Below are 25,634 nucleotides of genomic sequence, written 5' to 3'. Positions count from 1 at the left end.
TCCTGAGGCCAAACCGATTTTCGGCTCGATGCAAACTGGCATATGCCCTGCACCAGCGTTACCCAGCGGCGCGCGCAGCGATGCGGGATGCGCGCCGCGCCCAACCATGCTTGGCTGGGGGCGTCGCCCAAAGACAAACACCAGGAATGTCAAACACCGTACGACAACAAATCAGCGCCATTTCGCAGCTCGCGAGCCCATACTTCTGGTCAGAAGAGCGGACGACTGTCGGCCTTGGTCCGCTCGGTCAGTGGACAGTTCGGGAGCGCTGGCTCGGCTGCGGCCTGCTCGCTGCCGATTGCGCCCAAGTCGCCCTGACGGTCTACTTCAACCAGTGGAACGCCCTCCTTCTTCGATGCCCTCCAGAACAAGGACCTGCCCGTCTTCTGGCAGCAGCTCCTCATCTTCATATTCATCGGCGCCGCCTTCGTGGTCATCGCCGCCTATCAGCTCTACCTCAATCAGTGGCTGCAGATCCGCTGGCGGCGGTGGCTGACGGACAGGTATCTCAAGAATTGGCTGGCGGAGGGCACGCACTATCGGATGCGGCTCAGCGGCGATCCCGCGGACAACCCCGACCAGCGCATCTCTGACGACATAACCATGTTCGTCGAGCGGCTACGCCTTCACTATTCCCGGCTACCTCCTGTGGGTTGCACTGGCGTTCTCGCTGGTGGCCACGGTCGGTGCACATCTCATCGGCCGCAAGCTCATCGGTCTCAACCGAGACCAGCAGCGGTTCGGGGCCGATTTTCGCTTCGCGCTCGTTCGCCTGCGCGAGAACTCGGAGCAGGTCGCAATGCTGGGGGGCGAAGGTGCTGAGCAGCGTCAGCTCACGAGCCGCTTCGCCAACATCGTCAGCAACTGGCACGCCGTTATGAACCGGCAAAAGATGCTGACGTTCTTCACCGCCGGCTACAACCAGTTCGCGGTGATCCTGCCGTATGCCATTCTGGCGCGTCCGTTCTTTACAGATCAGATCCCGCTCGGGACGCTGATGCAGACGGCTGGCGCGTTCGGGCAGGTGCAGACATCCTTGTCGTTCTTCGTAACGAGCTACGCGCAACTTGCCGAGTGGAAGGCGGTGGTCGATCGCCTGTCAGGGTTCGAAACGCAAACACGGCTCGCCAAGGAAGCGGCCTCGAACAAAGGCCAGGCTTGGCATTGGGCGTCCGGAATCCCCCTGTGCCTCGCCGATGTCCACGTGGCGACTCCCGAAGGCGCGCCGCTTCTCAACGCCACCTATCTTGCGGTCGAGCCCGGCAAGAACGCTGCTGCTCAAAGGCTCGTCAGGTTGCGGCAAGTCGACGTTGCTGCGCACCATTTGCGGGTTCTGGCCTCATTCGCGCGGGCGGGTGCTGCTGGCCCCTGGAGTCCGCGTGCTCGCCCTGCCACAACGACCGTATATCCCGCTCGGCTCCTTGCGGGCCGTTCTTGCCTATCCCGCCGAGGAGCATGCGGTGGCGGAGGAAAGGCTGCATGGCGCGCTGGCCAAGGTCGGGCTCTCCGATCTCGTCGACTCGCTCGATGCGTGCGCGGCGTGGAGCGATATTCTCTCGCTTGGCGAGCAGCAGCGCATTGGCTTCGCGCGGGCGCAGCTGATGAGGGCCGATCTCCTGTTGCTCGATGAGGCAACGTCGGCGCTGGATGAACCCTCGGAGGCGGCGCTTTTCCGTATGTTGCGCGCCGAGCTGCCGACCGCGGCAATCGTGTCCATTGGGCACCGGTCGACGCTCGCCGCCCTGCATCACCGCACGATCGATCTTGATCGGCGGCTTTCTCTCTCTCGCTCGGCCTGATGTGGCTGGGACATACTCCATGGGGAGCGGGACCCGCTCGCCGAAGTGAACGGGCCACGCCTGCCGAGCCGTTACGCGCGTGTGCGCATCTTGGCTGGTACTCTAGTCACCGCTGCTCACTGCTTGGGAGAGGGAAGCTGCGGTGCGGTCGGTCTGATCGGCTCATAGCAACCCTTGATAGAGGTGCCCGGAGGCGGGCACTTATGCTGCGCCTGGGCGACGCCGGCAAATCCGACGACCGCCAATGCGCTCAGAGCCAAAGCTGAGATCAGCGATTTGATCATTGGTGTATCTCCTCTTAATTCCCCTGGTTGGGCTTGGGGAGCTGCGGTCCCGTTGGCACAAGTGGGCACCCCGCGACGACCACACCGGGCGGGAAGCAGTGTCCGGTCTTGTGGTGGGCCTGCGCGATGCCGGCTAATCCGACGGTTGCCAGTACGCTCAGCGCGATGGCTGACATGAGCGACTTCGGCATTGGGTATCTCCCGAGTTGATAGCTTCATCAGCCGTGCAGTCGGCAGACTCCACGGCCTCACCCGAGCGTCGCCGCTCGGCAATTCAGGTTGGAAGCATCAAACGCGGGGAGGCGGAGTGGGGGGATGCTGAGTGAGGCCCTGATGAAACCCAGGCACGATGCCTCGCAATGCGGCATGGCCGATCGGAGCGGCACGGAAGTTGACATCGGAAGCAGGACCGAGCTGCGCGCAGCTCATCTTGCAGATCGCCGCTGCGAAGCACTTGCCAACACCGCAGCAAGGACACGAGTCTTTGGTGGGTAATGTTGACTTCGCGGTGTGCGCCGCGTCAGGGGTCATGCTAGACCACATCGATCCCATCGCATGGGCGACGGGCATCGGCGCTAGTACGAGCCCAACGCTAACAAGGGCTGCAAGGATCGGTCTGAGGATCCGCATGCGATCAACCACTCATCCGCCAGTCGCGCTGTTCGCTACCATAATGTTGGAACTTTTGGGCTTGGATGCAATGGACGCGTCTCGCACTGCAACAGGCTAGTAGGACTTGAATTATGCCGCCGATCCCATCCCAGCAGTAAAGAAACAGACTTCTCCCATTGGCCCACAAGCAACTAGACTGGCTCCGCAGAATTTGGGCGCACGAAAGCGGACTTCATCCTCGCCGGACCTATCGGGCGCGACGGGATTTGGCCACATACCTCCGAAAAACTTCGAGCGTTACGCACTCACATGGTGCTCGATGCCCTCGGCGTCCGCTTCCGCCGTCTCGGCATCGACACCCAAGGCAACGAGAAACTCTCGCACGACTTGGTGGCGGTCGCGTGAGGACACAGCCAGCCGCATACCCTTCTCCGTGAGAAAGATCGACCGGTAGGGCTCGCTACTTACAAATCCATCGCGCTGCAGGCGCTGAATCGCGCTGGTGACCGTGGGTTTGGTGACACCGAGACGGCCGGCGAGATCGACCACGCGCGCCTCTCCCTTCTCGTCGATCAGATCGGCGATGAGCTCGACGTAGTCTTCAGCCATTTCCGTCTGATGTGCGTCGCGCACGCGCTTGAAGCGCTGAGCCCGGCGGGCAACGTCGCGCTCGGGGTCGTCGATCGATGCCATGTCATCTCCTCTGCGTTCAGGACGGGGGCGAGACTGACTTCTCCTTGCGCTAATGGTTGGGCTGCTCACCTTTCCTCATCGTCGACGCGGCGGAAGATGCGCTCACTGGCGCTCCGCGGCGCGCCCGCTTCCGATCATGACGTGGCCCTGGAAAGCGGGCCGCGGAGCGCCAGTAAGAGAATTTGGCGCATTTTTCCTGGCTCCTTCTCCGGAACGGTGTTCCCCGCGGTCGCCGGTCCTTCACCCACCTCCTGCCGGCGGCGCGCCGAACCGTCGATCACGAAGCCGATCCCGCGAGCGCGGTGATGATCCCGTCGAACGCGAAGTGCTCCGGGCCGACGCCCAGGAACGGCGGCCCGACAGGTCCATGAGCCCGGACATGCCCGCCTCCAGCAGTCCCCCACCAGCAGCACGCGACCGATGACGAGAGACCAGGTTCGCGAGCGGCCGGGATTGCGTCCGCTGCCCTCGACTGCATGAGCTTGATTTGCCATGGCACGGTCCTTTCCTGTCAGGTGTGCATCCCCTCCCGAGGAGCACCAGGGTCCAGGATGGTCCTGTTCTACAAAGTCATTCTTCCCGAGCCCCCTTCGTGATGCTGTACCGATCAGCTGAGCGGAATGACTTGCCGGAACTTGCCGCCTTTGGACTGTTCCGGCGGCTCCTCGGCGCGTTCGATGGTCACGTGCTCGAGTTTGTGCTCGGCGAGCAGGCGAACGAGCGCGTCGTGCGCTGCCTGCCAGACCCGGTCGGGGTCGCTCCCGGCGACGAGCAACAGACGCACGCGCAGGCTGGCCGGCGTGGTCTGCACGACCTGGGCCACCTCGATTCCGGGGATGTCGTCGAGTTCCAGCGCCAGCGGCGGGAGCGAGACGCGCTCGCCGCCTGGCGTCTCAAAGTTGAGCACGTCGCCGGAACGGCCCTCGATCCTCACCGCGGGCTGCGGGTTGCCGCACGGGCAGGCGTCGGGCCGCACAAGGATGCGATCGCCAAGATCGTAACGGAGGATCGGCTGCACCCGGTTGGCGAGGTTGCTGATGAGCACGGTGTGCGACTGCTCGCCGGCCGGCGTCGGCCGGTAGTCGGCGTGGACCGGCTCCACGATGAGCCAGTCTTCCATGACGTGCAGCCAGCCGTAGGCGCAGCTATAAGCTACGGCCGGCATCTCGGTCGATCCCCAGACGTTGCCCACCTTTGCGCCGAAAACCCTCGCCATCCGACCGTATTCGTCTTGCGGCAGGCCTTCGGCCGTCACCACGACGAGGACCGGGTTGATCCGCAGGCGCCCCGCTTCCCGTTCGCCGGCCAGCAAGGAAGTCACGGTCGCGTAGCCCGTGAGGAGTGCCGGGCGAAAACCGTTCAGCTCCGCCACGAGCTGCGGCAACGGCGTGTGCACCGAGAACTGCCGAATCTGCCTTGCCGCAATGCGGCTGGAGCGCTGCATCCGGGTGACGGCTCCCACCGAGGCGTAGTGCCCGCCGGTGGCGTGAAGGGCCGCCGTCCGCATCCCCCGCGCCAGAATCCTCACCCAATCCCAGACGCTCAGCCATTGACCGAATGCACGCCGGACGGCTGTCATTCCGAGGCTGACGTGGCGATCGTCGAGCACGAAGATGCCGGGCGTGCCGGTCGTGCCCGATGTCGTCGCGACGACATATTTGTCGAGGAACTTTTCGCCGATCAGCGCGGGGTTGCCGATGAAGCGTTGCACCTTGTCTAGCGTCACGTCGCGGTCGGCCACCCAGTCCTCGAAGCGCGCCACGAGCGCCTTCTTATGGGTCACGGGTAGCAGCGTCGGGTCTTCGACGCGCTCTGGAAGCCCTTGATAAAGTTCACGATAGTAGGGCGAGCAGGCGCGAGCGTGGGCAACCATTTCGGCAAGCCGCGCGCGCTGTTGTCTGGCGGTCTTCTCCTGCTGCGGCGAAGCGGGCGCGCCGCGGAGTGCCGGTAAGAGAACATGGGTCATTTTTCCTCCTGCTCCCTCTCCAGAACGGTGTCCCCCCGGCGGGCGCCGGCCCTCTAGCCATGTCTTGACAAGCGGCGCGCCGAACCGTCGATGACGAAGCCGATCCCGCGAGCGCGGCGATGATCCCGTCGAACGCGAACTCCGGGGCCGACGCCCAGGAACGGGCGGCCCGACAGGTCCACGAGCCCGGACATGCCCGCCTCCAGCAGTCCCCCATACGCGGCGCGATAGAGCCCATAGCCGACTTTCGCACATTCTAGCACCGCGGAACGTCTATGGCGGTAAGGCCGCGCGTCCGAATGACGCCCGGCTGCAGGACCAGTGCCACTGCGCGCTCTCTGAGCGACGGCTCTGGCCCCCCGCAACAGGGGGAAGCCATGGTCTTAGGTTCTGCACGATGGCGGCGAGATGGAACTCGTCGCGGGCGCCGGAGAGGCGCGCAACCACGGCCGCCTGTGATGCCATTTTCAGTTCGGCAAACCGCGTCTCGACGTGCTTTCTCTCATCAGGGGCCCCTATTTTGGGCCGCCGCAAGGTCCGCGCATTTCGTACACATCGCGCGCGATCTGCTCGCCTCGGTCATCGTGCCAGCACTGCGCTCTCAGCGGGCACGCGTCGTAGTCCCGCTCGGCGCGGTTCCATGAGCCAGACCGGCTCAGGACCTTCATCGGCCATCCGCCCCCCTTGAACCTATAGTCACTCTAGGTCGTATCGTTCTGACAGCGATGGAAACTTGCGAGGACACGAGCAACACAATGTCCCGGGCCCAAACCCTCGAGCTGCGTGTGCACAATCTCGACTGCGAGAACGAGGCTGCTGCACTCCGACGCGGTCTCGCGGGCGCTCCTGGACTCCAGTCGATCACGATCTTCCCCAAGGCAGCCAGGGTGACACTGGCCTTCGATCCTGCTGTGACTTCCGCCGAGGCCGTGAGCCAGCGCCTTTCCACGCTCGGCTTCCCGCCCGTACGCGACCCGGGCAGCCTTGGTCCTCCTCCGCCATGGAAGAATGCAAAGGTGCTGGCAGCAGCTGGCTCGGGCCTCCTCCTCGCAGCCGGGTGGCTCTCCAGCCTCGCAGGCGCAGCAGACGCGATCCCGGTCGCCATCTACTGGATCGCGATGGTCACGGGCGGCTGGTTCTTCGGTCGCGAGGCCCTCGAAGAACTGCTCTATGAACGCGAGATCGGCATCGAACTTCTCATGACCACGGCCGCGCTCACGGCCGCTGCAATGGGGCTGCCTGGCGAAGGCGCAACTCTCGCCTTCCTCTACTCGATTTCGGAGGCCGCCGAGGGTTACACCGAGGATAGAACGCGTTCGGCGATCCGGGCGCTGATGAAGCTCACCCCCAAGGTGGCCTTGGTGCGCCGCGACGGCCACGACACAGAAGTGTCAGTCGAAGAGCTGGTACCCGGTGACATATTCATTGTCCGTCCAGGCGAAGCCATTGCGACCGACGGAACGGTCCGGGCGGGCGAGTCGAGCGTCAACCAAGCACCCGTCACCGGAGAGAGTGTGCCTGTCGCGAAACGATCGGGCGATACTGTCTTTGCCGGCACCCTCAACGGAGAAGCCACGCTCGAAGTCGAGGTCAGCAGGACGTTCGCCGAGAACACGATTTCCCGCATCATCAAGCTGGTCGAGGAGGCGCAGGAGCGCAAGGGAACAGCGCAGCGATTCATCGAGCGTTTTGGACGCCGCTATAGCCCCATGGTCCTCGCGCTCGGCATCGGCCTCGCGCTGCTCGTGCCACTTGCTTTCGGAGGAGAGTGGCGTGAGTGGATTACGCGCGCGACGGTTTTCATCGTCGCGGCGGCGCCTTGTGCCCTCGTCATCTCGATTCCGATCACCATGGTCGCGGCCCTTGGCACGGCAGCCCGACATGGCGTTCTCGTGAAAGGCGGCATCTACATGGAAGAGCTGGCCAAGATCCGCGTCGTTGCCTTCGACAAGACCGGGACGATCACGCGCGGTGAGCCGGATGTCACCGATATCGTCCTCTTGCCAGAACCTGTGACGGCCCTTACGCCAGATGAGCATGCACTGCTCTCCCTAGCCGCCAGCCTTGAGATTCGCAGCGAGCATCCTATTGCACGCGCCATCGTCCGCGCAGCGCATGCCCGCGGACTGCGCTTAGCCGCCGTCGAAGAGTTCCGGGCCCTCCCGGGGGCGGGCGGCACGGCGCGCCTCGCGGATGGCTCAGGCATTTCCTTCTATATCGGCAGCCCACGCCTCTTCGAAACGCGGCTGCGCATCGATCTCACGCCGGTGGCCGCGCAGATCGCTCGGCTTCAGGCCGACGGCAAGACCGTCGTGGTTATCGGCACGAGTGATGCCCCGCTGGGCCTGATCGCCGTCCAGGATACGATGCGGCCCAACGCTCCGGCAGCGATTAGCGCACTGCGCGCCGCGGGCATCAGCCGCACCGTTATGCTCACGGGAGACGCGCCGGCAGTCGCGCAACTCATCGCCGCGCGCGCCAGGATCGATGATGTCTTCGCCAACCTTGCGCCCGAAGATAAAGTCTCCAAGGTGCGAGAGCTTGCCTCACACTACCGGCACGTCGCCATGGTCGGCGACGGCATCAATGACGCGCCAGCGCTGGCGGAAGCCAACGTCGGGATAGCGATGGGGACGGCCGGGACCGACGTGGCGCTGGAGACTGCCGACGTCGCGCTCATGGCGGACAACCTCGAAAAGATCACCGAGGCGCTGCGCCTTGCCAGGCGTGCCGATGTGCTCGTCCGCCAGAACCTCGTCCTCTCCATCGCAATCATCACCGCGCTTGTGGCCGGTGCCGTTGCGGGCTTCCTCTCTCTACCGGTTGCGGTGCTCGCCCATGAGATCACCGAGTTTCTGGTGATCGCCAACGGGCTCCGTATGTTACGGGCATGAAGGGCAGAGCGCCATGAGCCCTATCGAGCTGGAACCAATTGGACGACTGGCCTTAGCCGCGCTGATCGGCTTCATTATCGGCCTGGAACGGGAAGCTGCCGGTCAGCCGGCAGGAGAGCGCACCCACGCACTAGTCGCCCTCGGCAGCGCCGCCTTCGCTCTCCTGTCGCTCACTGCCTTCCCCAACGCGGATACAGCGAGGGTCGCCGCTGGCGTGGTTACCGGGCTCGGTTTCCTCGGGGCTGGCATGATCCTCAAAGATACGCGCGATCGCATCCACGGACTAACCACTGCCGCCGGCATCTGGGTCGTTGGCGCCATTGGCCTGGCAATCGGATCGGGAATGTATCTCATCGGCGTTGTTTGCGCGACGATCACGGCCCTCGTTCTCTTGAGTGAAAAAATCTTGCGCCTTGGGGAACGACTGGCGCCCAGACGCTCGCCACCAAAGAAACAATCATGAGTGTGCTGCTCGCCGCGAACAATCTGCCCCGCGTCTCGATCCAGCGGGCCGAAGAGTCGGCGCAACAGTCGCCGGGCGGCAAGCACCGAACGGTAATACCGCTCCGCGCCAAGGAGAACCGGCCATGGCCGCGATACCGCGTGACGCCAGTATCGACAGCACGCTGGCAATGCTCCGCGATACCTACAGATTCATTTCAAAGCGATGTCAGTTCTACGGGTCCGACCTCTTCGAGACCCGGATCATGCTGCGCAAGACGATCTACCAACCAACCCTCTTCATGCGCGGGGGCATCATGCCGGGGCGAATTGAGAAAACCCTTTTTGGGCGGGGCGGCGTGCAGGGGCTCGACGACGCGGCGCACCGGCATCGCAAAAAGATGTTGCTCTCGGTTATGACCCCCGCGCAGGTTGAGCAGTTGATTGAGACTGCTTCCCGCGAGTGGCACATTGCGGCGCGCAAGTGGGCATCGATGGGTGAGGTGGTGCTTTACGATGCGCTTCAGGAGCTTCTCACGCGCGCCGCTTGCACCTGGGCAGGCGTGCCGCCCCGCGAGGAGGAGACGCGCTTAAGAACCCGGCAGATCACTGCCCTTTTTGACGACGCGGCTACACTCGGACCCAGGCACTGGTGGGCGCGTCTGGCCCGCAAATTCGCCGAACGCTGGATGTCGCGGATTGTGGCTCAAATCCAGACGGGTGACCTCACCCCGCCTCCCACTAGCGCCGCCCACATCATCGCGGGGCACCAAGACCTGACAGGCGGATTTCTCAGCCACCGTATCGCGGCGGTCGAATTGCTAAATGTCGTTCGACCGACGGTAGCCGTTGCGGTCTACATCACTTTTGTCGCCCATGCCCTGCAAAGCCATCCCGAATGCCGGCAAAAGCTTCGCAGTGGCGAGAAAGGTTACGCGGAACTCTTTGCGCAGGAGGTGCGACGCTTTTACCCCTTCTTCCCCTTCGTCATGGCGCGGGCGCGGCACGACTTCGACTGGAAGGGTTATAAATTTTCGCGAGGCACGCGCGTTCTCCTCGACCTGTACGGTACCAATCATGACACGCGCACCTGGCGCGCGCCGGAAAAATTCGATCCCGATCGATTCCGAAAATGGGACCCGAGCCTCTACAACTTCATCCCCCAAGGTGGCGGGGATCCGGCCGTCAATCACCGCTGTCCAGGGGAACGCAATTGCCCCAATTGACGACGAGCGCCCCAGTGGATCGGCAGGCGCAATTCCGCACAGTCGCGCTGCAAAATTGGGCCATCGAAAGGAGCACTACGATGAACGGGAAGGAAGTTGCCAAGTTCTTTTCCGGCTTCGCGGCAAATCAGGTTTTGACCCATGGAGCCCTCGCGCTAGCCGGCACTCAATTTACGGCGTTTGGGATTGCCTACGATGCAACACTAAATGCCACAGCAGTAGTCATCTGGGCGATCGTTTTGGCTGCGTTGGTTTACTATGCGTGGATCAGGAAATGAATGCTGGATGGGAAAGGCTGCGAAAGGATCGAGGTCACCGTGAACATGGCGATCGGCTTGCAATGCCCGGTGATCCTGATACTTTCCTTGCCTTGCGCACGACCACTCGTTGGCGTTTTTGCGTCCGCGGCTCGCTGCTTTCGTCGGCGCGGCAGATATGACGCCGCTGCTGATAGCGAGGACCGCAGAATAGGCCCTGGGATGATGCCGGATTTCTATGGCGGCCAGTCGCACGCACCGAACCTGTCGCTTCTGCGCGTGAGCCTTGCGTCAACACAGCGATTGAAGTTGCTGTGTGGCAACATATTTCCGTTCCAGCGAAGGGCGCGCTTTCTTTGCCCTTGTATCTTGGGAACCAAAGTCCCATCAGAGCAAAGACTGTGAGTAGGATTCGATCCATGCGAAGTTGGCAGCGCTTCGTCGCCACGCTTTTTCTGACCATTTTGGTGCCGGCCAGCGTGTTGGGGGCACCTTTGGTCTATTGCGTCAGCGCCGGCCATCGGGCTGTTGAGTTGCCCTGTATTTCAACGAACACGACGCTGATCTCTGCATCGGAGGTGGATGGTGCAGAAGGCAGCGGCTGCGGTCTCTGTCTCGACCTGAAGATCGTTCCGACCGGTCACATCGAGCAAGCCCCCAGCGCCAAACTGGCCATAGGCTTGGTCGATAATTCTCCGCAAGCGAATTGCCCACCTATGCCAACCTCTCGGCAGCCTTGGGCCTGGGCGCGCTCACGTGCGAAGCGTGTTAGTGACCATCTTGTCGCAAACGATCAGCTCGCAGCATTGAGAACGGTTGTTCTCCTGAATTAGTCCGCTCCAAAATCGCGTTGAAGTTGGGACGTGCCGTCAATTTCGGGTGCGCGTCCGGCTCTAGCTGTGGGGGGATGATAATGCCAGATCACTCTGGCGCCAGGAGATGCGTTCACATGACGGCCGTAGCGCTTTGCCTTGCCGGATGCAGCACGCACGGCGATCGCGTCGTCCTGTCCGAAACGCTGCCTGCCCCAGCCACATACGCATGGCGCGCAACTTCGTTTGCGCAACAAGGTGCTGCGTCGAGCGACGGGCTGACTTTTCGCGAGGCGATAGGCAACGCGGTTGCGTTCAGTCCGAGCGTCAAAGCCGCATACGCCGAGATCGACGCCAAGCAGGGCGAGGCTCTGCAGGCATCCTTCAGGTTGAACCCTGAGCTTGCGGTCGCCCTTCCCGAGGTGGCCAACAACGGGGGCCTCGCTGAGGAGGACTCTGGGCAGGAGCTGCAGATTTCGCAGACGCTCGAGCTGGGGGGCAAACGGTTTAAGCGATTGGCGGCCGCCGATCTTGAGACCTCGCTCGCCGTCTGGGATTACGAGGTCGCGCGGGTACTAGCTGCGAGCCAGGCCGCCGAAGCGTTCGTCGACGTGCTGGCGGCGCAGGACCGCCTGGCTATCCTCAACGAGTTCGTCACGGTCGCCGAGAAGACGCGCTCCGTGGTCGAGGCCCGCGTCAAGGGCGGCAGAGCCAGCCCCATTGAACTCGATCGGGCAAAGGTGTCGGTCGCCCAAGCGCGCGCGTTGGTGGAAGCGGAGCGTGCCAGGTTGGAGGCAGCTCGTCGGAAACTTGCATCTCTCTGGGGCGCCGACTACCCCACATTCGATCGTGCCCGAGGCAGGCTGGGCCGCAACCGGTCTGTGCCGACAGTGGATGAGGTCAAAGCATTTCTCGAGGGCAATCCCACACTGGCGCGTTGGGCGGATGGCATCGCCCACCGCTACGCAGTGCTGCAGGTAGAACAATCCAAAGCCATCCCGAACATGACGGTGGGATTGGGTGTTCGCCGCTTCGATGAGGACAACTCATCAGGCCTTCTCGCCTCACTATCCGTTCCCTTGCCGATTTTCGATCGTAACGAGGGCAACATTGCCGCCGCCGAGCGCCGCATCGCCAAGGCGGAATTCGACGCGCAAGCTACGCGCACGCAGCTCATCGGTCTGCTCATCGAGGCGCTCGGCGCGCTACGAGCCGCCGACATCCAGGCGCGCGCCATCGAGGCCAACGTGCTCCCGGCGGCGCAGTCTGCCTTCGACAAGACGCGCACCGGCTACGAGGAAGGCAAGTTCGACCTGCTCAACGTGCTCGATACGCAACGGACCCTGTTCGAAGCGCGCCGCGACCTGATCAACGCGCGGGCGGAATTCGAGAAAGCCCGCGTTCAAGTCGAAGTGTTGATCGGTCGGGATTTGAATGAAAGGTGATCGGCTTGGCAACGTCGCAGATAACCCCGGACGGCAACATCTCCGGAGTGGTTCAAAAGTGAATCGGAAGCTGAAGCTTCTGTTTGTGGTTGGCACCATCTTCCTTGGCGGTGCCCTTGCGTATCGCCAGCTCGACAAATCGTGCGCCTCGCCAAACGTCCATGAGCAGACACATGGCGGCGCCGAAAAGACGGCTAACAAGGAGGGGCTGGCGGCCTATATCTGCGAGGTCGCCGCATGGGTTGGTGCCGGGCCCAGCGGGCCGCTCGCCACGCGACAGGTTGGAGCCGTGGATCACGGCGAGCGTCAGGAGGCCGCCAAGTCACAAGAGCATGGTCAGGAGGAAGCCGAGGCAGGCGAGAAAACGCTAGTTCGCCTTTCCCCCGAGAAGATCCAAGAATTCAAGATCGAGACCCAAGTGGCCGCGGCGGGCCCGGTCAATCTCCACATCGAGCGCCCCGCAGAGGTCAAATTCAATCGGAACAAGCTCGCGCACATCGTGCCTCGCGTTGCCGGCGTCGTCAGCCGTGTTGAGGTCTCCGAGGGCCGGCGCGTCGAGAAGGGGCAACTCATGGCGGTTCTCGAAAGCCGGGAACTTGCCGATGCCAAGGCCACCTATCTCGCGGCAGTCGAACGCCGCGACCTCGCAAAAGAGGCTTTCGTCCGTGAAGAGCGGCTATGGCAGCAAAAGGTTTCTGCGGAAAAGGAGTACCTGACCGCGAAGACGGAGCTTGCCGAAGCCGACATTAACGCAGCGAGTGCCGAGCAGAAACTCCGAGCGTTGGGATTGCCCGCGAGCACCATTAAGGGCCTGAGCCGAGACGATGCAAATTTGACGGAATACAAGATTATGGCCCCGCTCTCCGGCACGATAATCGAGCAACACCTTTCGTTGGGGGAGGCCGTGGGTACGGACCGAGCGGTGTTCGTCATTGCCGACGTCAGCACTGTTTGGGTCGATGTCACCATCTATACCAGTGACGTTGCTTCCATAATGCCTGGCCAGAAGGTTCAAATCGACCTCGATGGTGAGCAACCGATCTCAGGAACGATCGAATTTGTGACGCCGGAAGTTAAGGAAGCGACGCGGACGGCGGTGGCGCGTCTGGTCCTCGACAATTCGGCTCAACGGTTGCGCCCCGGCATGTTCGTGACGGCTCGGCTCGAGATTCCGCAAGAGCCGGTGCCGGTCCGCGTCGCGAGATCAGCCGTGCAACGCCTGGACAAGGCGAACGTCGTATTCGTCGAGCGTGCGGGTGGCTTTGCACCTCGCCCGGTTGAGCTCGGGCGCGAGAACCATGACTACGTGGAGATCGCTGCCGGGCTGCGGCCGGGCGAGACCTACGTTAGCAACGGGGTGTTCCTTCTTAAGTCGCTCATGCAAAAATCTCAGTTGGGCGACGCAGACTGAGGCCGGCTATGCTTGAAAAGATTGTCGAGATTTCGCTTCGCTACAAACTGCTGGTCATCATCGCCTTTCTCGCGGTCGGCTTCCTCGGTTGGCGCGCCATAACCAACTTGCCGATTGATGCCTTTCCCGACGTCACGCCGATTCAAGTGAATGTCTATACGGAGGCGCCAGGTCTTGCGGCGGAGGACGTCGAGCAGCTGCTCACCTTTCCGGTCGAATCCGCCATGGCCGGTCTACCCTACGTCGATCAGATCCGCTCGATCAGCTTGTTCGGGCTGTCGTATGTCTCGGTCTATTTCAAGGACCACGTCGACGTCTATTTCGCCCGCCGTTTGGTCATGGAACGACTGGCGGAAGTGCGTGATCGCATTCCCGAAGGATACGGAACGCCGGAAATGGGGCCGAACGCCTCCGGTCTCGGTCAGGTGTTCTGGTACACCGTCGAACGGGCCGACGGACAGCTCGCGGCGGGTATCACCGATATGGACCTGCGGACGCTGCAAGATTGGTCAATCCGCCTCATTCTGCGCACAGCGCCTGGGGTTGACGATGTGATGTCCTGGGGCGGCCAGGAGCGCCAGTATCAGGTGCAAATCGATCCACTGAAACTCATTAAGTACAAGCTTGGCTACCGGCAGGTGATCGAGGCGATTGAGGCCAATAACCGCCAGGTTGGCGGCCAATATATCGATCAAGGTCCCGAGCAGTTCCTGGTCCGCGGCCTTGGCCTTCTAGGTGGCGAGCGCGATATGGAGAGGATCGTCCTCAAGGTTGAGGATGGCACTCCCGTCTACTTGCGCGATGTCGCCGCCATTACGCAAGCGCCCGCGCTGCGCTTTGGCGCTGTGACCCGCGATGGAAAGGAAGTCATCCTCGGAATGGCGCTGGCACGCATCGGTGAGAACGCCAAGAACGTCGTCGATGCGGTCAAGGGAAAACTCTCCGTTGCTGAACGGGCCCTGCCGGAGGGCGTCACGCTCAAGCCGATCTATGATCGCACAGAGCTTGTCGAGAAGGCCGTGTCAACGGCGGAGCGCGCATTGATCGAAGGCTCGGTCCTTGTCGCCATTATCCTCTTTCTCTTCCTGGGCGAACTGCGGTCGGCCATCGTCGTCATCGCCGCCCTGCCCCTCGCCATGCTGATCGCCTTCATTTTCATGGACCAAGCGGGTCTATCAGCCAATTTGATGTCCTTGGCCGGGCTCGCCATCGGCATCGGCATGATGGTCGATGGCGCGGTGGTAATGGTTGAGAACTCCTTCCGCATCATGGCCGAACGGCGCGCTGCAGGCGAAGACGTCAATCGCACGGCCGCGGTGCTGGCCGCTGCACGTGAGGTCGCCAATCCGGTTGCTTTCGCAATTCTCATCATCATTGTAGTCTTCTTGCCGCTGTTCAGCCTGCAGGGGCTGGAGGGCAAAATGTTCAAGCCCATGGCATTCAACATCAGCTTCGCCATGGCCGGGTCCCTGCTCTTGACGCTGACGATTATTCCGGTGCTGGCGGCGCTCATCCTCCAACCGAAGGAAGAACGCGACACGCTGCTGGTGCGGTGGATCAAGCGTGGGTACCTGCCGCTGCTCGCCTGGTCCCTCGCGCATAAGAGTACGGTTGTGGTCGCGGCGGTTGGCTTGTTGCTCGGCAGTCTGGCTTTGTTTCCGCTGCTCGGCAAAGAGTTCATGCCGCAGCTACAGGAGGGCTCGATCATGTGGCGGGTGACATCAATCCCGTCGACGTCACTCGATCAGTCCATCAAGATCTCTAAAGACATCGAGCAAGCGCTTTCGAAATTCCCCGAAGTTGAAACGACACTAGCGATGATCGGCCGCGCGGAAAAAGGCGAGACGGCCGATGTCAACTATATGGAGATCTACACGGCTCTAAAACCGCGCGATCAGTGGGCCTCCAATCGTTCCATCGAGGAATTGGCGGACGCCATGCGCGAGAAGCTGGAGGAGGTGGTGCCGACGGCGGTCATCGCCTTCACGCAACCCATCCAAATGCGGGTGGAGGAGTTGATCTCCGGCGTGCGCGCGACGTTGGCCGCCAAGCTCTATGGCGAAGATCTCGCGGAGCTTGACCGACTCAGCCAACAGATCAAAAGTGCGATTGCAACAGTGCCGGGCGTCGCCGACCTCTCGCTGGAGGCCAATCTCGGCAAGCCGCAGGTGCGCATCCGGGTCGATCGGGAACAATTGGCCCGTTACGGCCTCAATGCAGACGATGTCTTGACGATTGTGCGGACAGGGATTGGCAACGAACCCGTCTCGACGCTCATCGATGGGGTCAAGCGCTTCGATATCACCGCCCGCCTGCGCGATGCCTCAAAGACATCGCTCGAAGCCATCCGCAATATCCCCCTGCGCACGGCCGACGGGGCCGTCGTCCCGCTGTCGCGCGTCGCCGATGTCTCGGTGGCCGATGGCTACTCCTTCGTGCGGCGCGAACAGTTGCAGCGCTATGCTGTCATTCAGATGGATGTCCGTGGCCGCGATGTGGATGGATTTGTTCGTGACGCAAACACCGCCATCGCGCAGAAGATTGATCTGCCGCCGGGATATTGGATCGAGTGGGGTGGGGCATTCGAAAATCAGCAGCGCGCCATGACGCGGCTCGCCATCATCGTCCCCCTGACGATCTTCCTCATCTTTGTTTTGCTTTATACGGCATTCAATTCGATCCGCTACGCTACGCTGATCATCGCCAATGTGCCCTTCGCAACCAGCGGCGGGCTGATTGCGCTTGCGATCACTGGACAATATCTCTCTGTGCCCTCGGCCATCGGCTTTATCGCCGTCTTCGGCGTTGCCATGCTGAATGGCATTGTGCTCGTCGCCTTCATCAACGAGCTTCGCGACAGGGGGCTAAGCGTCGCAGAGGCGGTCCGGCGCGGAACGGAACTGAGATTGCGCCCCGTACTGATGACGGCAAGCGTGGCCATCCTCGGCCTCATCCCGATGCTGCTGTCGAGCGGCGTCGGCGCGGAGACGCAGCGGCCGCTCGCAACCGTCGTTGTCGGGGGACTGATCACCTCAACACTGCTGACGCTGGTTTTGCTGCCGGTGATCTATCAATGGATGGAGACGCGTGCCCAAAAGCGGGATGAGGTTGCCTCAGAGTTGGAAGCGCAAGAGGCCTAAGGTGAAAGAGATCAAGGCATTTATCCATCGCAACCGCGTTGCCGACGTTGTCCATGCACTCAGGGCAGCGGGTTTCAACAATATTTCCGTCGTCGACGTCAAGGGGATGCTGAAAGCTCTCGATTCGCGAGAGGAGCAGTACTCCATAGAAATCGGTGAGAAAGTGATTGCGGAAGCAAAGCTAGAACTTGTCTGTGCCGCAGATCAAGTCGATCTCGCTGTCGAGGTCATTCGTAAAAATGCACGCACTGGGAGAAGACACGCCGGCTCGATCTACGTGACGGGTATCGACGCAGCCTTTCCAATCGACGGCTGACGCCCGGTGCGTCAAGCCCGCCATGCAAAGGGAGATTTGCGACAACTCACTTTCATCTGCTCGACAGAAAAAATTTCCCGGCCAGCGTGCAGGCGGATATGACCAAATGCTCGGCTTCGCGTGCGAAGCGGCACACCTGCTTGGTTGTGCCAAAAGTAATCTCGAACTGGTCCGCCCCCTGGCCCTTCCATAGTCCACCAAGGATTTCATGACCGCTCAGCTCGAACGTGCCGCTTTCATCCGGCGTCGTATCGATGAAGCGAAGATTCCCCGTTTCGCCGACCCATAGACCCGGTGGCGGACCCACCAGGTCGATGTCAGGCGCCGCAGTCCTGCGCGCGGTACTGCACGCCGACAAAACCACCGCCACTGCAGAGATTAAGAGGCTTGCGTGAGCCATCCAATACCCTCTGAAACGCGCCCCCGAGCAGAACAAGACGCTCAATTGCGCCTTGGCAACGAACGACCAACTGCACGGCCTGCGAGTGAGGCAAACTGCCGCTCGGTCAGCAAAGCTCTTTTCCCCAGGCGGGTCGGGGGTGTCAGTGTCGCCAACTTAAGATCGGCTGTTTTCGGGACAACTCCTCGCCCACAGCCGATAAGTGCCTCCAAACACCTCTGGATTTTGCTCCTCAAACGCGTGCCATGCTTTCAGTGCCATTAAATCGGAAGCCTCCGGAAACTGGAGGCGAAACCGAGTGAAGTCAGGGGCATGAGGCACCTCGAGGCCCAGGAATGCAAGGCCTTCTCGAGCGAACATCGCTTCAACCTCCAGCAGCGTGAATTGGTGCTCCTCAACGTGGAACATGAGGTCGCGGCATTCCGACAAAGTCCAGAAGTCGGAAGCGGGACTGGCCAGGATCGCAAGCTCAGGATCTTCCACGCCGCCCGTGAGGATTTCGCGACGAATGTGGCGGATACCATCCTTTGTCGCCTTGATCTGCCGCTCTGCGATCAGCGTTCGCGCCTTCACCAACGGTCTCCGCGCAATCTTACTGTAGAGACCCAAAAAAAGAATTCCGCCCGGTTTCAGCAAGCGAGACAAGATAGCAAGCCCTCGTTGGGGGTTGGCCATGTGGTGAATAACACCGAAGCTGTGGATCAAATCGAAACGATCTTCCAAGTGGCCGAGAGCGAGGATGTCCGCCTGTCTGTGATCCACGTTTGTGACGCCCTGCTCTTTAAGCTTGCGACAGGCGTAGCCTAAACTTGCTCGACTCAAATCAATGGCAAGCACAGATGCCACCTCGAATGCGTTGATAACGTTCATCGTCTCCAGGCCCGTACCGCAGCCTGCAATAAGGACGCGCGGTGTGTCGGTTGGAGGTAGAAAGTGCTCGGCTAGATGCGGCAACCGATCGAGTAGCGCCCGTCGAAACGGCCGCGGCGCACGCGGGCCGACGCGGACCCATCTGGGATACGGGTTCTGCTCGTACTGCGCTCTGACGCGAAGGGAAGTGCTGTCCGTGACCGACGACAATGCAGGCACTTCCGCGGCGAGTGCTCGCTCTTCGGCGGGCTCGCCTATTTGTTGGCGGATAAGCTCAGCCACCGCAGCAGGTGCCCCCCGAGCCTCAAAGTGGTGCTCTGACCATGGCGTATAGCAGGCCGCCAGCGCAAGTCTGGACCATCGCCCTTCCGCAGACAGGTCGGCGATGAGTTCCGTAAGAGCTGTTTCCTCCTCCGCTGTAACACCCCAGACGTACTCGTTGAGGAACGCTTGACGGGCTAAGGCAGAAACAAATTCCAGATCAACACTATTGGACTTCACCGCCTCGAGGGTAAGCTGCCGGCGTAGGTTCGTCAGCGCGAGTTCGAGCTGCCCATCCGTGACGGGAGCATTGCGTAGGTGCGCCAGCAGCAGTGAGTTGCGAGTGACCTCCAATAATTGCTGCGCTTCGATTGGAGTTGACCCGGAACTCAGGACGCGGAGCGATTTCACGAAGGCAGGATCGGCTTTCAAAGCCGCCGCGGCTGCCGATGCAAGGTCCCTGGGGTCGACCTCCTCGTGCTCGAATAGGCGTAGCAGCACTTGCCGGAAACCGTCCCCTTCTGGGATAACGCGCACATGCCGTAGGCTTCGGGCCAGCAGCAGCAGCAATTCGCCGTTGTCCGGCGCCAAAGCGGCTGCGTCTGCAAGGACCCTCAGTCCATCCAATCCGGCGCCCGTCCGAAGCAACGCTCTCCCTACATTCGCTAGAACACGCGCCCTGTTGAGCGTGTCCTGCGGCGGCAGCGCCTCGAGCGAAGCCGTGAATGCTTTTACGGCCCCCTCATGGTCGCCGGCACGCATCAAGCACTGGCCCAGTCCGTTCAAAGCGACGGCATTTTTTGCGCTGTATTGAAGTGCCGTCTGATAGGCTCCTATCGCTCGCTGCCACTCACCGAGTTCCTTTAGCGCCTCGCCCTTCAGAGTTTCGGCATCGGCGTACCCGCGACGCGCTCGCGAAGCGATGTCATAGTGCTCGACAGCCTTCTCGAGCTCCCCCCGGCGACGATAGATTCCAGCGAGATTAAAGTGCACGCCAGCATCGCGTGGCTTGGCAGCGGCAGCGCGCTCCAATGCGCTTAAGGCTTCCGTCAAATTACCCTTTCGAAGTGCAATGCCCCCGAGCAGGTTGAGCGCGTCGCCATCATCTGGCCGGGCGGTCAAAGCGAGACGAACGGCAAACTCAGCTTGTGAGAGGTTCCCGGCATTCAGCTCTTCGACGGCAGTTTGGAGAGCTTTTGCCGAGGGAGATTTTTTTGTGGAGGGACGAACTGACTTTGCCACGGGTGCACGAGCCTTATTCAACTTCGACGGTACCGCTGCCTGCGCCTAATTACAGGCGCTCACTTCGGCTAACATATGAAGTCTTTGCTGCAAACCTCGGCAATCACACCCGCTCAGGTAATACATGATCTCGTGGCCGACAGTGCATCTGAAGGCAATGCATCTCACCGTCACCGGACCTGTTTCGCCGCCAGTTCTGCCAAGTCGGTCGTAGTCTGAGCTCATGCAAATGTTCCCGGCGCTTCGCAGTCAACAACGAAAGCCTGTAACTACGCAGCCACGCGGGCGGAACGCCGAAGAAGGAGCCAATGCCACTTGCCTTGGAAGCGCCGTCCGCAGTTGTCGTCCGACCGCCCTTACCGCGGGCCCTGATAGGTATAGCCGCGATGGCATTTGAGGCCCGTGCGGATCGTGTTGTGACAGTGCAGGGCACGCTCATCTCGCGGTGGTTGCAGTTTCCGCGCCTCCTTCTCAGCTGTTACGGGTCCTACCGTTCGGTATTTCGAACTCAGCGACAACCCTTGATGCACGTCCAGGCAAACGCAAGCGAGCAAGGTGATCACGGCTACCTTCATTCATCGACCTCTTTGGTTCACTCGCCGGGGCGCAGCTAGCGCGTGCATGCCGCGACCGGTCCGAGAAACATCAGTACTATGGATCGAGCTACCGAACGCCACTACCGGGTCACCACCATGGATTGCCCGTTCTGTGCGGCAAAGATCGGACGCGGTCGCCGGCGTGAGCCCGTGCGCGCCTCCTGCGCAGCGCGGCAGTTGCGCTATACCGCAAAGAAAAGTCGCGCACGCCGCACGCTCGGCGGTGGCGGAGCTTGGCTCCGGTTTGGAGCCACTGGATGCGCTGCCAGCATCATAGTATCATGACGTACTGTGGATCGTGATCGTCCTGAACGTGGGTTTGGCACCATCGAGTTCCGCGGCGGTCTCCTCGCCGATTCGCAGGCATTCAACCGTCCCCGAGAAAGGCGAGGGCATCTGTCAGGAGTGATTACGCTGCTCGGCGTTCTTGCGATAAACTACGGCCCACCGCGTCGCGGCCAAGCGGCGCTCTTGCTGGGCTTTCCTTCCTGGCGCCCTCGGGACGCGCATTACCATCTACCGGCTCGTTATCCTCAATGAACCGGTGGCCGGTGTGATGGGTCTGTTGGAGTTCGCGGCGCTCATCATCAATATTGTCTCAGCGCTTGTCCTCGTGCGGCACGGGACAGACCCTCACCGGCGAGCGGGGCGAAGAGCCCCACAACAGTCGCCGGGCGGCAAGTACCGTACCGTCATCCCGCTCGACTGACGCACCATGTTAGCGGCTGCCGAGATCATCTCGCCGCTTCAAGTACTCCTCGCGGTCAATCTCACCGCGCGCGTAACGCTCGTCGAGAACATCAAGGGCGCGCCGTCTCTCGGCTGGGGCAGGCCCCGGCCACAGATAGCGCACCAAGGCAACGATGCCGAAGACAATCAGTCCAAAAAACACGAGCGGCATCAGCATGTGCCACGGTCCCCACCACCACATCCATTCGTAACCAGGACCGCCCGGACCGGGGGTCTGGGCGAGGGCAGGCGCCACCAGTGTCATCACCGCGCCGATTAACAGAGACTTTGGCATTTTCGCACCTCACATCATCCAGAAGCAGCCGTTGCGTGCCGCCCCGGGCACGTCAAAAAGAACCGCCGCGAGCCTCCCGGCGCCGCCGAGCCAGTGAGCTTGCTTAGCTCGCCTAACGGGTGATTGCGAGCGTTTGGAATCCCCTCGCGGGCGTACTCATCGGCGCCGCGAATATCGATCAAGATGCCGCCCGTATCGATGAAGCGCTTGGCCTCGATAGGGCTGACTTTGGCTGGACTCATACTCGTTCTTCCTCGTTGGCTCATGCCGGTGGGCAATAGAGCTTTTGCAACTGCTTGAGCAGGAGCCTGATGCGCGGATCAGCGACCCGGTACCAGAGCGTCTGACCTTCGCGGCGGAACGCGACGATCCCCTCTTCGCGCATCTTGGCAAGATGCTGGGAGAGCGCCGACTGCGACAGCCCCACCGCCTCGGCCAATGAGTTCACATTGGCCTCGCCCCACTCGACCAGCTTGCACAGGATCATGAGCCGGCGCTCGTTGGCGAGGGCGCGCAGAACCTGCGCCACATCGAACGCGTTGGCCTCGAAGGCTGCGAGATCACTCAGGGCGTAGTTCATTTCGCCTCCTGCCCCTTTAGCTATTGCTAATTTAGGAATCGCTCATATATCTGTCAATGACAGATCCGCTGTGAGCCTGCAAGGAGCTTTCCGACATGAAACCGATCATTCGCGCCTTTTTCGACGAGCCGACCAACACGGTCAGCTATCTCGCGGCCGATCCCAAGACCAAGCGCGCGGCCATCATCGACCCCGTGCTCGACTACGACCACAGGAGCGGCAAGGCCGCGACCAAGTCGGCCGACGCCATTCTTGAGGCGGCGGCGGCCGAGGGGTTCACGGTCGACTGGGTGCTCGAAACCCATGCCCATGCCGACCACCTTTCCGGCGCGCCCTACATCAAGCTCAAGACCGGTGCCAAGGTTGGCATCGGCGAGCACATCCGCGAGGTGCAGCGCATCTTCCGCCCGGTATTCAACGCAACCGACCTCAAGGGCGACGGCAGCGAGTTCGACCATCTCTTCAAGGACGGCGAGAGATTCCCTCTCGGCGAGCTCGAGGTCGAGGTCCTCTATGTCCCTGGCCACACGCCGGCCGACGTTGCCTATAAGGTTGCCGATGCCGTATTCGTGGGCGACACGTTGTTCATGCCGGATTACGGCACCGCCCGCGCCGACTTCCCCGGCGGCAGCGCCCGTTCACTTTACCGCTCAATCAAGAAGCTATTCGAGCTGCCGCCCGAGACCCGGCTCTTCATGTGCCATGATTACAAGGCGCCAGGTCGCGACCACTATGCTTGGGAGACGACGGTCGCCGAAGAGCGTGCCAAAAACCCGCAAGTCAAGGACGGCGTCACTGAGGTGGAGTTCGTCGCCATGCGGGAGGCTCGGGACGCCACGCTTGCCGCGCCGCTCCTGCTGATGCCCTCAATCCAAGTGAACATTCGGGCAGGCAAATTGCCGCCGGCAGAAGCCAATGGGGTGCGCTACCTCAAGATTCCAGTGCGGCTCGTGGCCTGAACAGCCTGGCAAGCGCTGGAACTAAGTTGGCCGGCACAGTCGAACGCCGCTATCTGCGCCCGCACCTTTGCGCTGGGCGCAGGTCGCTGCAAAGCAACGTATTTGACCAATAAGGATCCGCCTCCTCGGCCACTCATTCGTCCGGTCCAGTTCCCGTTGTTGGCAGTAGGTCTGCCCGTCGGCGTCGAGCTGAACCGATTTGCCAGTGGCGAGCGTCCAGCCACGCGGATGGGCGGCTGAGAGCCAGAGGTACAGGTGAAGCATGGCGTGGAATGCCCCGAATCCACAAGCAAACTTGGCGCTTTCTTTCGGGAGTCACAAGCCTTTGTATTCGTCATGCCCCGTAGTATGCCACCCTAAGACGGGATACCCAGAGGCAATGAAGCTTCATCGAAGGCCAGAGAGAAATTCGGCGACGGCCTTGCGATCCATTTCGGTGAGTGCTGAAGCAATATCGCCCATTATGTCGGATTGCCGTTCTCCACTACTGAAGCGGTTCAACTGGTCAACGATGTAGGCTGCGTGCTGGCCGTTTAAACGAGGCGCATCGCCCATCATGCCCATCATTGGCATTCCCTGCTCTACGCCATGCCGGCCGTGGCACATGACACACGCAGACATCATTCCAGATCCGACACCTGCGAAAAAGATATCCTGGCCCAAGGCGGCTAGGCCGGCATCGGCTATAGCATCGGGCTGCACCCTTTCTTGGCTATAGAAGCTCGCAACATTCGCCATGTCAGCATCAGATAGGGCTTTGACGATGTCGGCCATAATATCAGACTTGCGACCGCCCATTTTAAAGGATTGAAGCTGCCTATAGATGTAGGTTTCGCTCTGTCCAGCGAGCTTAGGGTAACGTGGATCGGAACTATTCCCGTCAGCGCCGTGACATCCAGCGCACACGGCCTGCGCGGTTGCCTTGCCCTGCTTGGAGTCGCCGGCTGCCGACCTGGGCGATTGATCGTCCCACCACCCCATTTCGGCGCGGCTCTGGGGCTGGGCTATCACGAAAGCCGCAGCAATGATGAGCACTAGGCCAAGCGAGGTGACTCCGCGCATCTGCGATCCCCTTTCCTTTGGCAAGCCCTTACGGGCTTCGTTCATCCGAGCGCCAACTCGCAGGCCGGAATGGCCTTGCACTTTCATACCTCTGGAACTCGCCGGGAGCGCGGGCACCGCGCCCTCTCTTCGAGCGCATTAAGGGGAAGCCGCGACGCCAGCGTCCCTACGACTCACATCATCCAACTCATGCCTATGAACAGCGCGTCTGCCTTTTGCTTCTGCTCAGGCGTGAGTGCCTGGTAGAGGGCGACATAAGCGGTTTTGAGTTCCTTCATGGCATCGTGACACGCGTCCATGCTGGCAACGAGCGCCTCGGCTCGCTGCGCCGAGGTCGTTCCGGCTCCCATGGCCGTCATCATCGCCTGATGGTGCTGCTGCATCGCTGTGAGATGCTTGCGAAATGCGGCCAAGTAAGCGTTCCACGTCGTCGCCTGCGCGTCGGTTATACCGAGTTGCGCCTTTACGTAAGTGGCTCGCGTATCCCGCATAGGTGTTGGCGTCCGCTGGCGTCATCATGGGCATATTGCCCATCATCCCCATGCCCATCGGCATGTTACCCATCATGCCGGGCCCCATCATGTTGCCCATCATGCCGGGGCCCATGCCATGACCCATCATGTGGCCCATCATTCCCGGACCCATGCCATAGCCCATCATGGGCGTCTGCTGCCCGGTGTTGGTCTGAGCCATAGCCACATCGTCGTTCACTCCTTCATCGGTCTCGATTTATCCCTGACTCTAGAACCTCAAGGCACTCGAGGTTCAAGAAGGACGCGCAGACGCATGCTGTGGCCTTGCCACCCGCGCCATTGCAACTCATGCAGGGTCCGCCCGGGAGAGAACGGTGCAGCTGACCAAGATCAGCGCCGTGCCGCAGGTGATTGCAACGTCCGCCAGATTGAAGCTCGGCCAGTGCCAGCCAAAGGCGTGTGCATCAATGAAATCGGAGACAAAACCGTCGCGCGCGCGGTCGACCATGTTGCCGAGCGCGCCGCCAATGATGAGCCCATAGCCGATGCGCTCGATCGCGCCCGACGCACGCACCCCAGACCGTGCGAGTGCGACCACCATCACGGCCGCGAAAGCCAGCAATCCAATCACCCCCCCGGGGCCGGTCGCGGAAAGCAGGCTGAAGCTGATGCCTGAATTGTAGCTAAGCCTGAGGTTGAAGAACGGCGTCACCGCCACACCAAGCGGCGCTCCGGAAAGCCAAAAAACTGCCACCTGCTTTGAGAGCACGTCCGCGAAGACTACTGCCGCAGCCACAACCCCCAGATCCATCCAGTTCTTCGTGCCGATCAACGCGGCGTCCAGCCTCTTCGCCCACTGCCCCTCCATCCC

Annotated in this window: 23 protein-coding genes and 2 pseudogenes; 13 read left to right on the top strand and 12 right to left on the bottom strand. The window is 61.6% G+C overall.

What is annotated here, in order from left to right; all coding sequences use genetic code 11:
• Nucleotides 1-360: 360 nt before the first annotated feature.
• The 3 genes and pseudogenes from F9K20_RS21265 to F9K20_RS07350 form a co-directional block, all read left to right on the top strand.
• Nucleotides 361-615, top strand: a pseudogene (locus F9K20_RS21265) (SbmA/BacA-like family transporter); the annotation flags it as partial.
• Between the two features lie 16 nt (nt 616-631).
• Nucleotides 632-1,105, top strand: a pseudogene (locus F9K20_RS21260) (SbmA/BacA-like family transporter); the annotation flags it as partial.
• Nucleotides 1,106-1,196: 91 nt separating this feature from the next.
• Nucleotides 1,197-1,799, top strand: coding sequence for an ATP-binding cassette domain-containing protein (locus F9K20_RS07350; RefSeq protein ID WP_290999298.1), 603 nt, complete (start codon nt 1,197-1,199; stop codon nt 1,797-1,799).
• A gap of 116 nt (nt 1,800-1,915) precedes the next feature.
• Here the strand turns inward: F9K20_RS07350 and F9K20_RS07345 are convergent, their stop codons facing one another.
• The 4 genes from F9K20_RS07345 to F9K20_RS07330 all read right to left on the bottom strand — a co-directional run bounded on the left by F9K20_RS07345 (nt 1,916) and on the right by F9K20_RS07330 (nt 5,354).
• Complete coding sequence (locus tag F9K20_RS07345) at nt 1,916-2,083, bottom strand: hypothetical protein (RefSeq protein WP_290999296.1); 168 nt, start codon at nt 2,081-2,083, stop codon at nt 1,916-1,918.
• 14 nt (nt 2,084-2,097) lie between these two features.
• Nucleotides 2,098-2,274, bottom strand: coding sequence for a hypothetical protein (locus F9K20_RS07340; RefSeq protein ID WP_290999294.1), 177 nt, complete (start codon nt 2,272-2,274; stop codon nt 2,098-2,100).
• 718 nt (nt 2,275-2,992) lie between these two features.
• Nucleotides 2,993-3,388: a manganese-binding transcriptional regulator MntR gene (mntR, locus tag F9K20_RS07335; RefSeq protein ID WP_290999291.1), complete on the bottom strand. Its 396-nt coding sequence runs from the start codon at nt 3,386-3,388 to the stop codon at nt 2,993-2,995.
• Between the two features lie 607 nt (nt 3,389-3,995).
• Nucleotides 3,996-5,354, bottom strand: coding sequence for a phenylacetate--CoA ligase family protein (locus tag F9K20_RS07330; protein ID WP_290999288.1), 1,359 nt, complete (start codon nt 5,352-5,354; stop codon nt 3,996-3,998).
• Nucleotides 5,355-6,472: 1,118 nt separating this feature from the next.
• On the opposite strand from F9K20_RS07330, the gene F9K20_RS07325 reads away from it, so the two are divergent.
• The 9 genes from F9K20_RS07325 (at nt 6,473) to F9K20_RS07285 (ending at nt 17,296) form a co-directional block, all read left to right on the top strand.
• Nucleotides 6,473-8,248, top strand: a complete 1,776-nt coding sequence (locus F9K20_RS07325) for a heavy metal translocating P-type ATPase (RefSeq protein ID WP_290999285.1) — start codon at nt 6,473-6,475, stop codon at nt 8,246-8,248.
• Between the two features lie 13 nt (nt 8,249-8,261).
• Entirely contained in the window at nt 8,262-8,711 is a 450-nt protein-coding gene (locus F9K20_RS07320; protein WP_290999282.1) for an MgtC/SapB family protein, read from the top strand.
• Between the two features lie 124 nt (nt 8,712-8,835).
• Nucleotides 8,836-9,915, top strand: a complete 1,080-nt coding sequence (locus F9K20_RS07315) for a cytochrome P450 (protein WP_290999279.1) — start codon at nt 8,836-8,838, stop codon at nt 9,913-9,915.
• An 80-nt stretch (nt 9,916-9,995) separates the two neighbouring features.
• Nucleotides 9,996-10,193 carry a hypothetical protein gene (locus tag F9K20_RS07310; RefSeq protein ID WP_290999276.1) on the top strand — a complete coding sequence of 66 codons (198 nt, stop codon included), beginning with the start codon at nt 9,996-9,998 and terminating at the stop codon, nt 10,191-10,193.
• Nucleotides 10,194-10,591: 398 nt separating this feature from the next.
• Nucleotides 10,592-11,005 carry a hypothetical protein gene (locus F9K20_RS07305; protein WP_290999273.1) on the top strand — a complete coding sequence of 138 codons (414 nt, stop codon included), beginning with the start codon at nt 10,592-10,594 and terminating at the stop codon, nt 11,003-11,005.
• A gap of 116 nt (nt 11,006-11,121) precedes the next feature.
• Nucleotides 11,122-12,429, top strand: a complete 1,308-nt coding sequence (locus F9K20_RS07300) for a TolC family protein (protein WP_290999270.1) — start codon at nt 11,122-11,124, stop codon at nt 12,427-12,429.
• Nucleotides 12,419-13,840: an efflux RND transporter periplasmic adaptor subunit gene (locus F9K20_RS07295; RefSeq protein ID WP_290999267.1), complete on the top strand. Its 1,422-nt coding sequence runs from the start codon at nt 12,419-12,421 to the stop codon at nt 13,838-13,840. The genes F9K20_RS07300 and F9K20_RS07295 overlap by 11 nt, the downstream gene beginning before the upstream one ends.
• 8 nt (nt 13,841-13,848) lie before the next feature.
• Nucleotides 13,849-16,980, top strand: a complete 3,132-nt coding sequence (locus tag F9K20_RS07290) for a CusA/CzcA family heavy metal efflux RND transporter (RefSeq protein WP_290999265.1) — start codon at nt 13,849-13,851, stop codon at nt 16,978-16,980.
• A gap of 1 nt (nt 16,981) precedes the next feature.
• Nucleotides 16,982-17,296 carry a P-II family nitrogen regulator gene (locus tag F9K20_RS07285; protein WP_290999262.1) on the top strand — a complete coding sequence of 105 codons (315 nt, stop codon included), beginning with the start codon at nt 16,982-16,984 and terminating at the stop codon, nt 17,294-17,296.
• Nucleotides 17,297-17,348: 52 nt separating this feature from the next.
• On the opposite strand, the gene F9K20_RS07280 is transcribed toward F9K20_RS07285, so the two are convergent.
• From F9K20_RS07280 to F9K20_RS07260, 5 genes are all read right to left on the bottom strand, one after another.
• Nucleotides 17,349-17,696 carry a hypothetical protein gene (locus F9K20_RS07280; protein WP_290999259.1) on the bottom strand — a complete coding sequence of 116 codons (348 nt, stop codon included), beginning with the start codon at nt 17,694-17,696 and terminating at the stop codon, nt 17,349-17,351.
• Nucleotides 17,697-17,852: 156 nt separating this feature from the next.
• The gene (locus tag F9K20_RS07275; RefSeq protein WP_290999256.1) at nt 17,853-20,069 is read right to left on the bottom strand and encodes a class I SAM-dependent methyltransferase; all 2,217 of its coding nucleotides are present in this window, start codon (nt 20,067-20,069) and stop codon (nt 17,853-17,855) included.
• Nucleotides 20,070-21,383: 1,314 nt separating this feature from the next.
• Nucleotides 21,384-21,689 (bottom strand): SHOCT domain-containing protein, encoded by a 306-nt coding sequence (locus F9K20_RS07270; protein WP_290999254.1) that lies wholly within the window; start codon nt 21,687-21,689, stop codon nt 21,384-21,386.
• 14 nt (nt 21,690-21,703) lie between these two features.
• Nucleotides 21,704-21,931: a rhodanese-like domain-containing protein gene (locus tag F9K20_RS07265; protein WP_290999251.1), complete on the bottom strand. Its 228-nt coding sequence runs from the start codon at nt 21,929-21,931 to the stop codon at nt 21,704-21,706.
• 20 nt (nt 21,932-21,951) lie between these two features.
• Entirely contained in the window at nt 21,952-22,269 is a 318-nt protein-coding gene (locus F9K20_RS07260) for a metalloregulator ArsR/SmtB family transcription factor (RefSeq protein WP_290999248.1), read from the bottom strand.
• Between the two features lie 95 nt (nt 22,270-22,364).
• Here F9K20_RS07260 and F9K20_RS07255 point away from each other — a divergent pair, with 95 nt between their 5' ends.
• On the top strand, nt 22,365-23,228 hold the full coding sequence (locus F9K20_RS07255) for an MBL fold metallo-hydrolase (protein ID WP_290999246.1): 864 nt from the start codon (nt 22,365-22,367) through the stop codon (nt 23,226-23,228).
• Between the two features lie 387 nt (nt 23,229-23,615).
• Here F9K20_RS07255 and F9K20_RS07250 read toward each other — a convergent pair whose 3' ends face one another.
• From F9K20_RS07250 to lspA, 3 genes are all read right to left on the bottom strand, one after another.
• Entirely contained in the window at nt 23,616-24,335 is a 720-nt protein-coding gene (locus F9K20_RS07250) for a c-type cytochrome (RefSeq protein WP_290999244.1), read from the bottom strand.
• A 128-nt stretch (nt 24,336-24,463) separates the two neighbouring features.
• The gene (locus tag F9K20_RS07245; RefSeq protein WP_290999242.1) at nt 24,464-24,781 is read right to left on the bottom strand and encodes a Spy/CpxP family protein refolding chaperone; all 318 of its coding nucleotides are present in this window, start codon (nt 24,779-24,781) and stop codon (nt 24,464-24,466) included.
• Nucleotides 24,782-25,109: 328 nt separating this feature from the next.
• A complete protein-coding gene (lspA, locus tag F9K20_RS07240; RefSeq protein WP_290999240.1) occupies nt 25,110-25,631 on the bottom strand; it encodes a signal peptidase II in 522 nt (173 codons plus the stop codon).
• Nucleotides 25,632-25,634 lie beyond the last annotated feature (3 nt).

The organism is Hyphomicrobium sp. (assembly GCF_009026145.1).
Taxonomy (GTDB): domain Bacteria; phylum Pseudomonadota; class Alphaproteobacteria; order Rhizobiales; family Hyphomicrobiaceae; genus Hyphomicrobium_A.
This window is presented reverse-complemented; position numbering and strand designations above follow the sequence as displayed.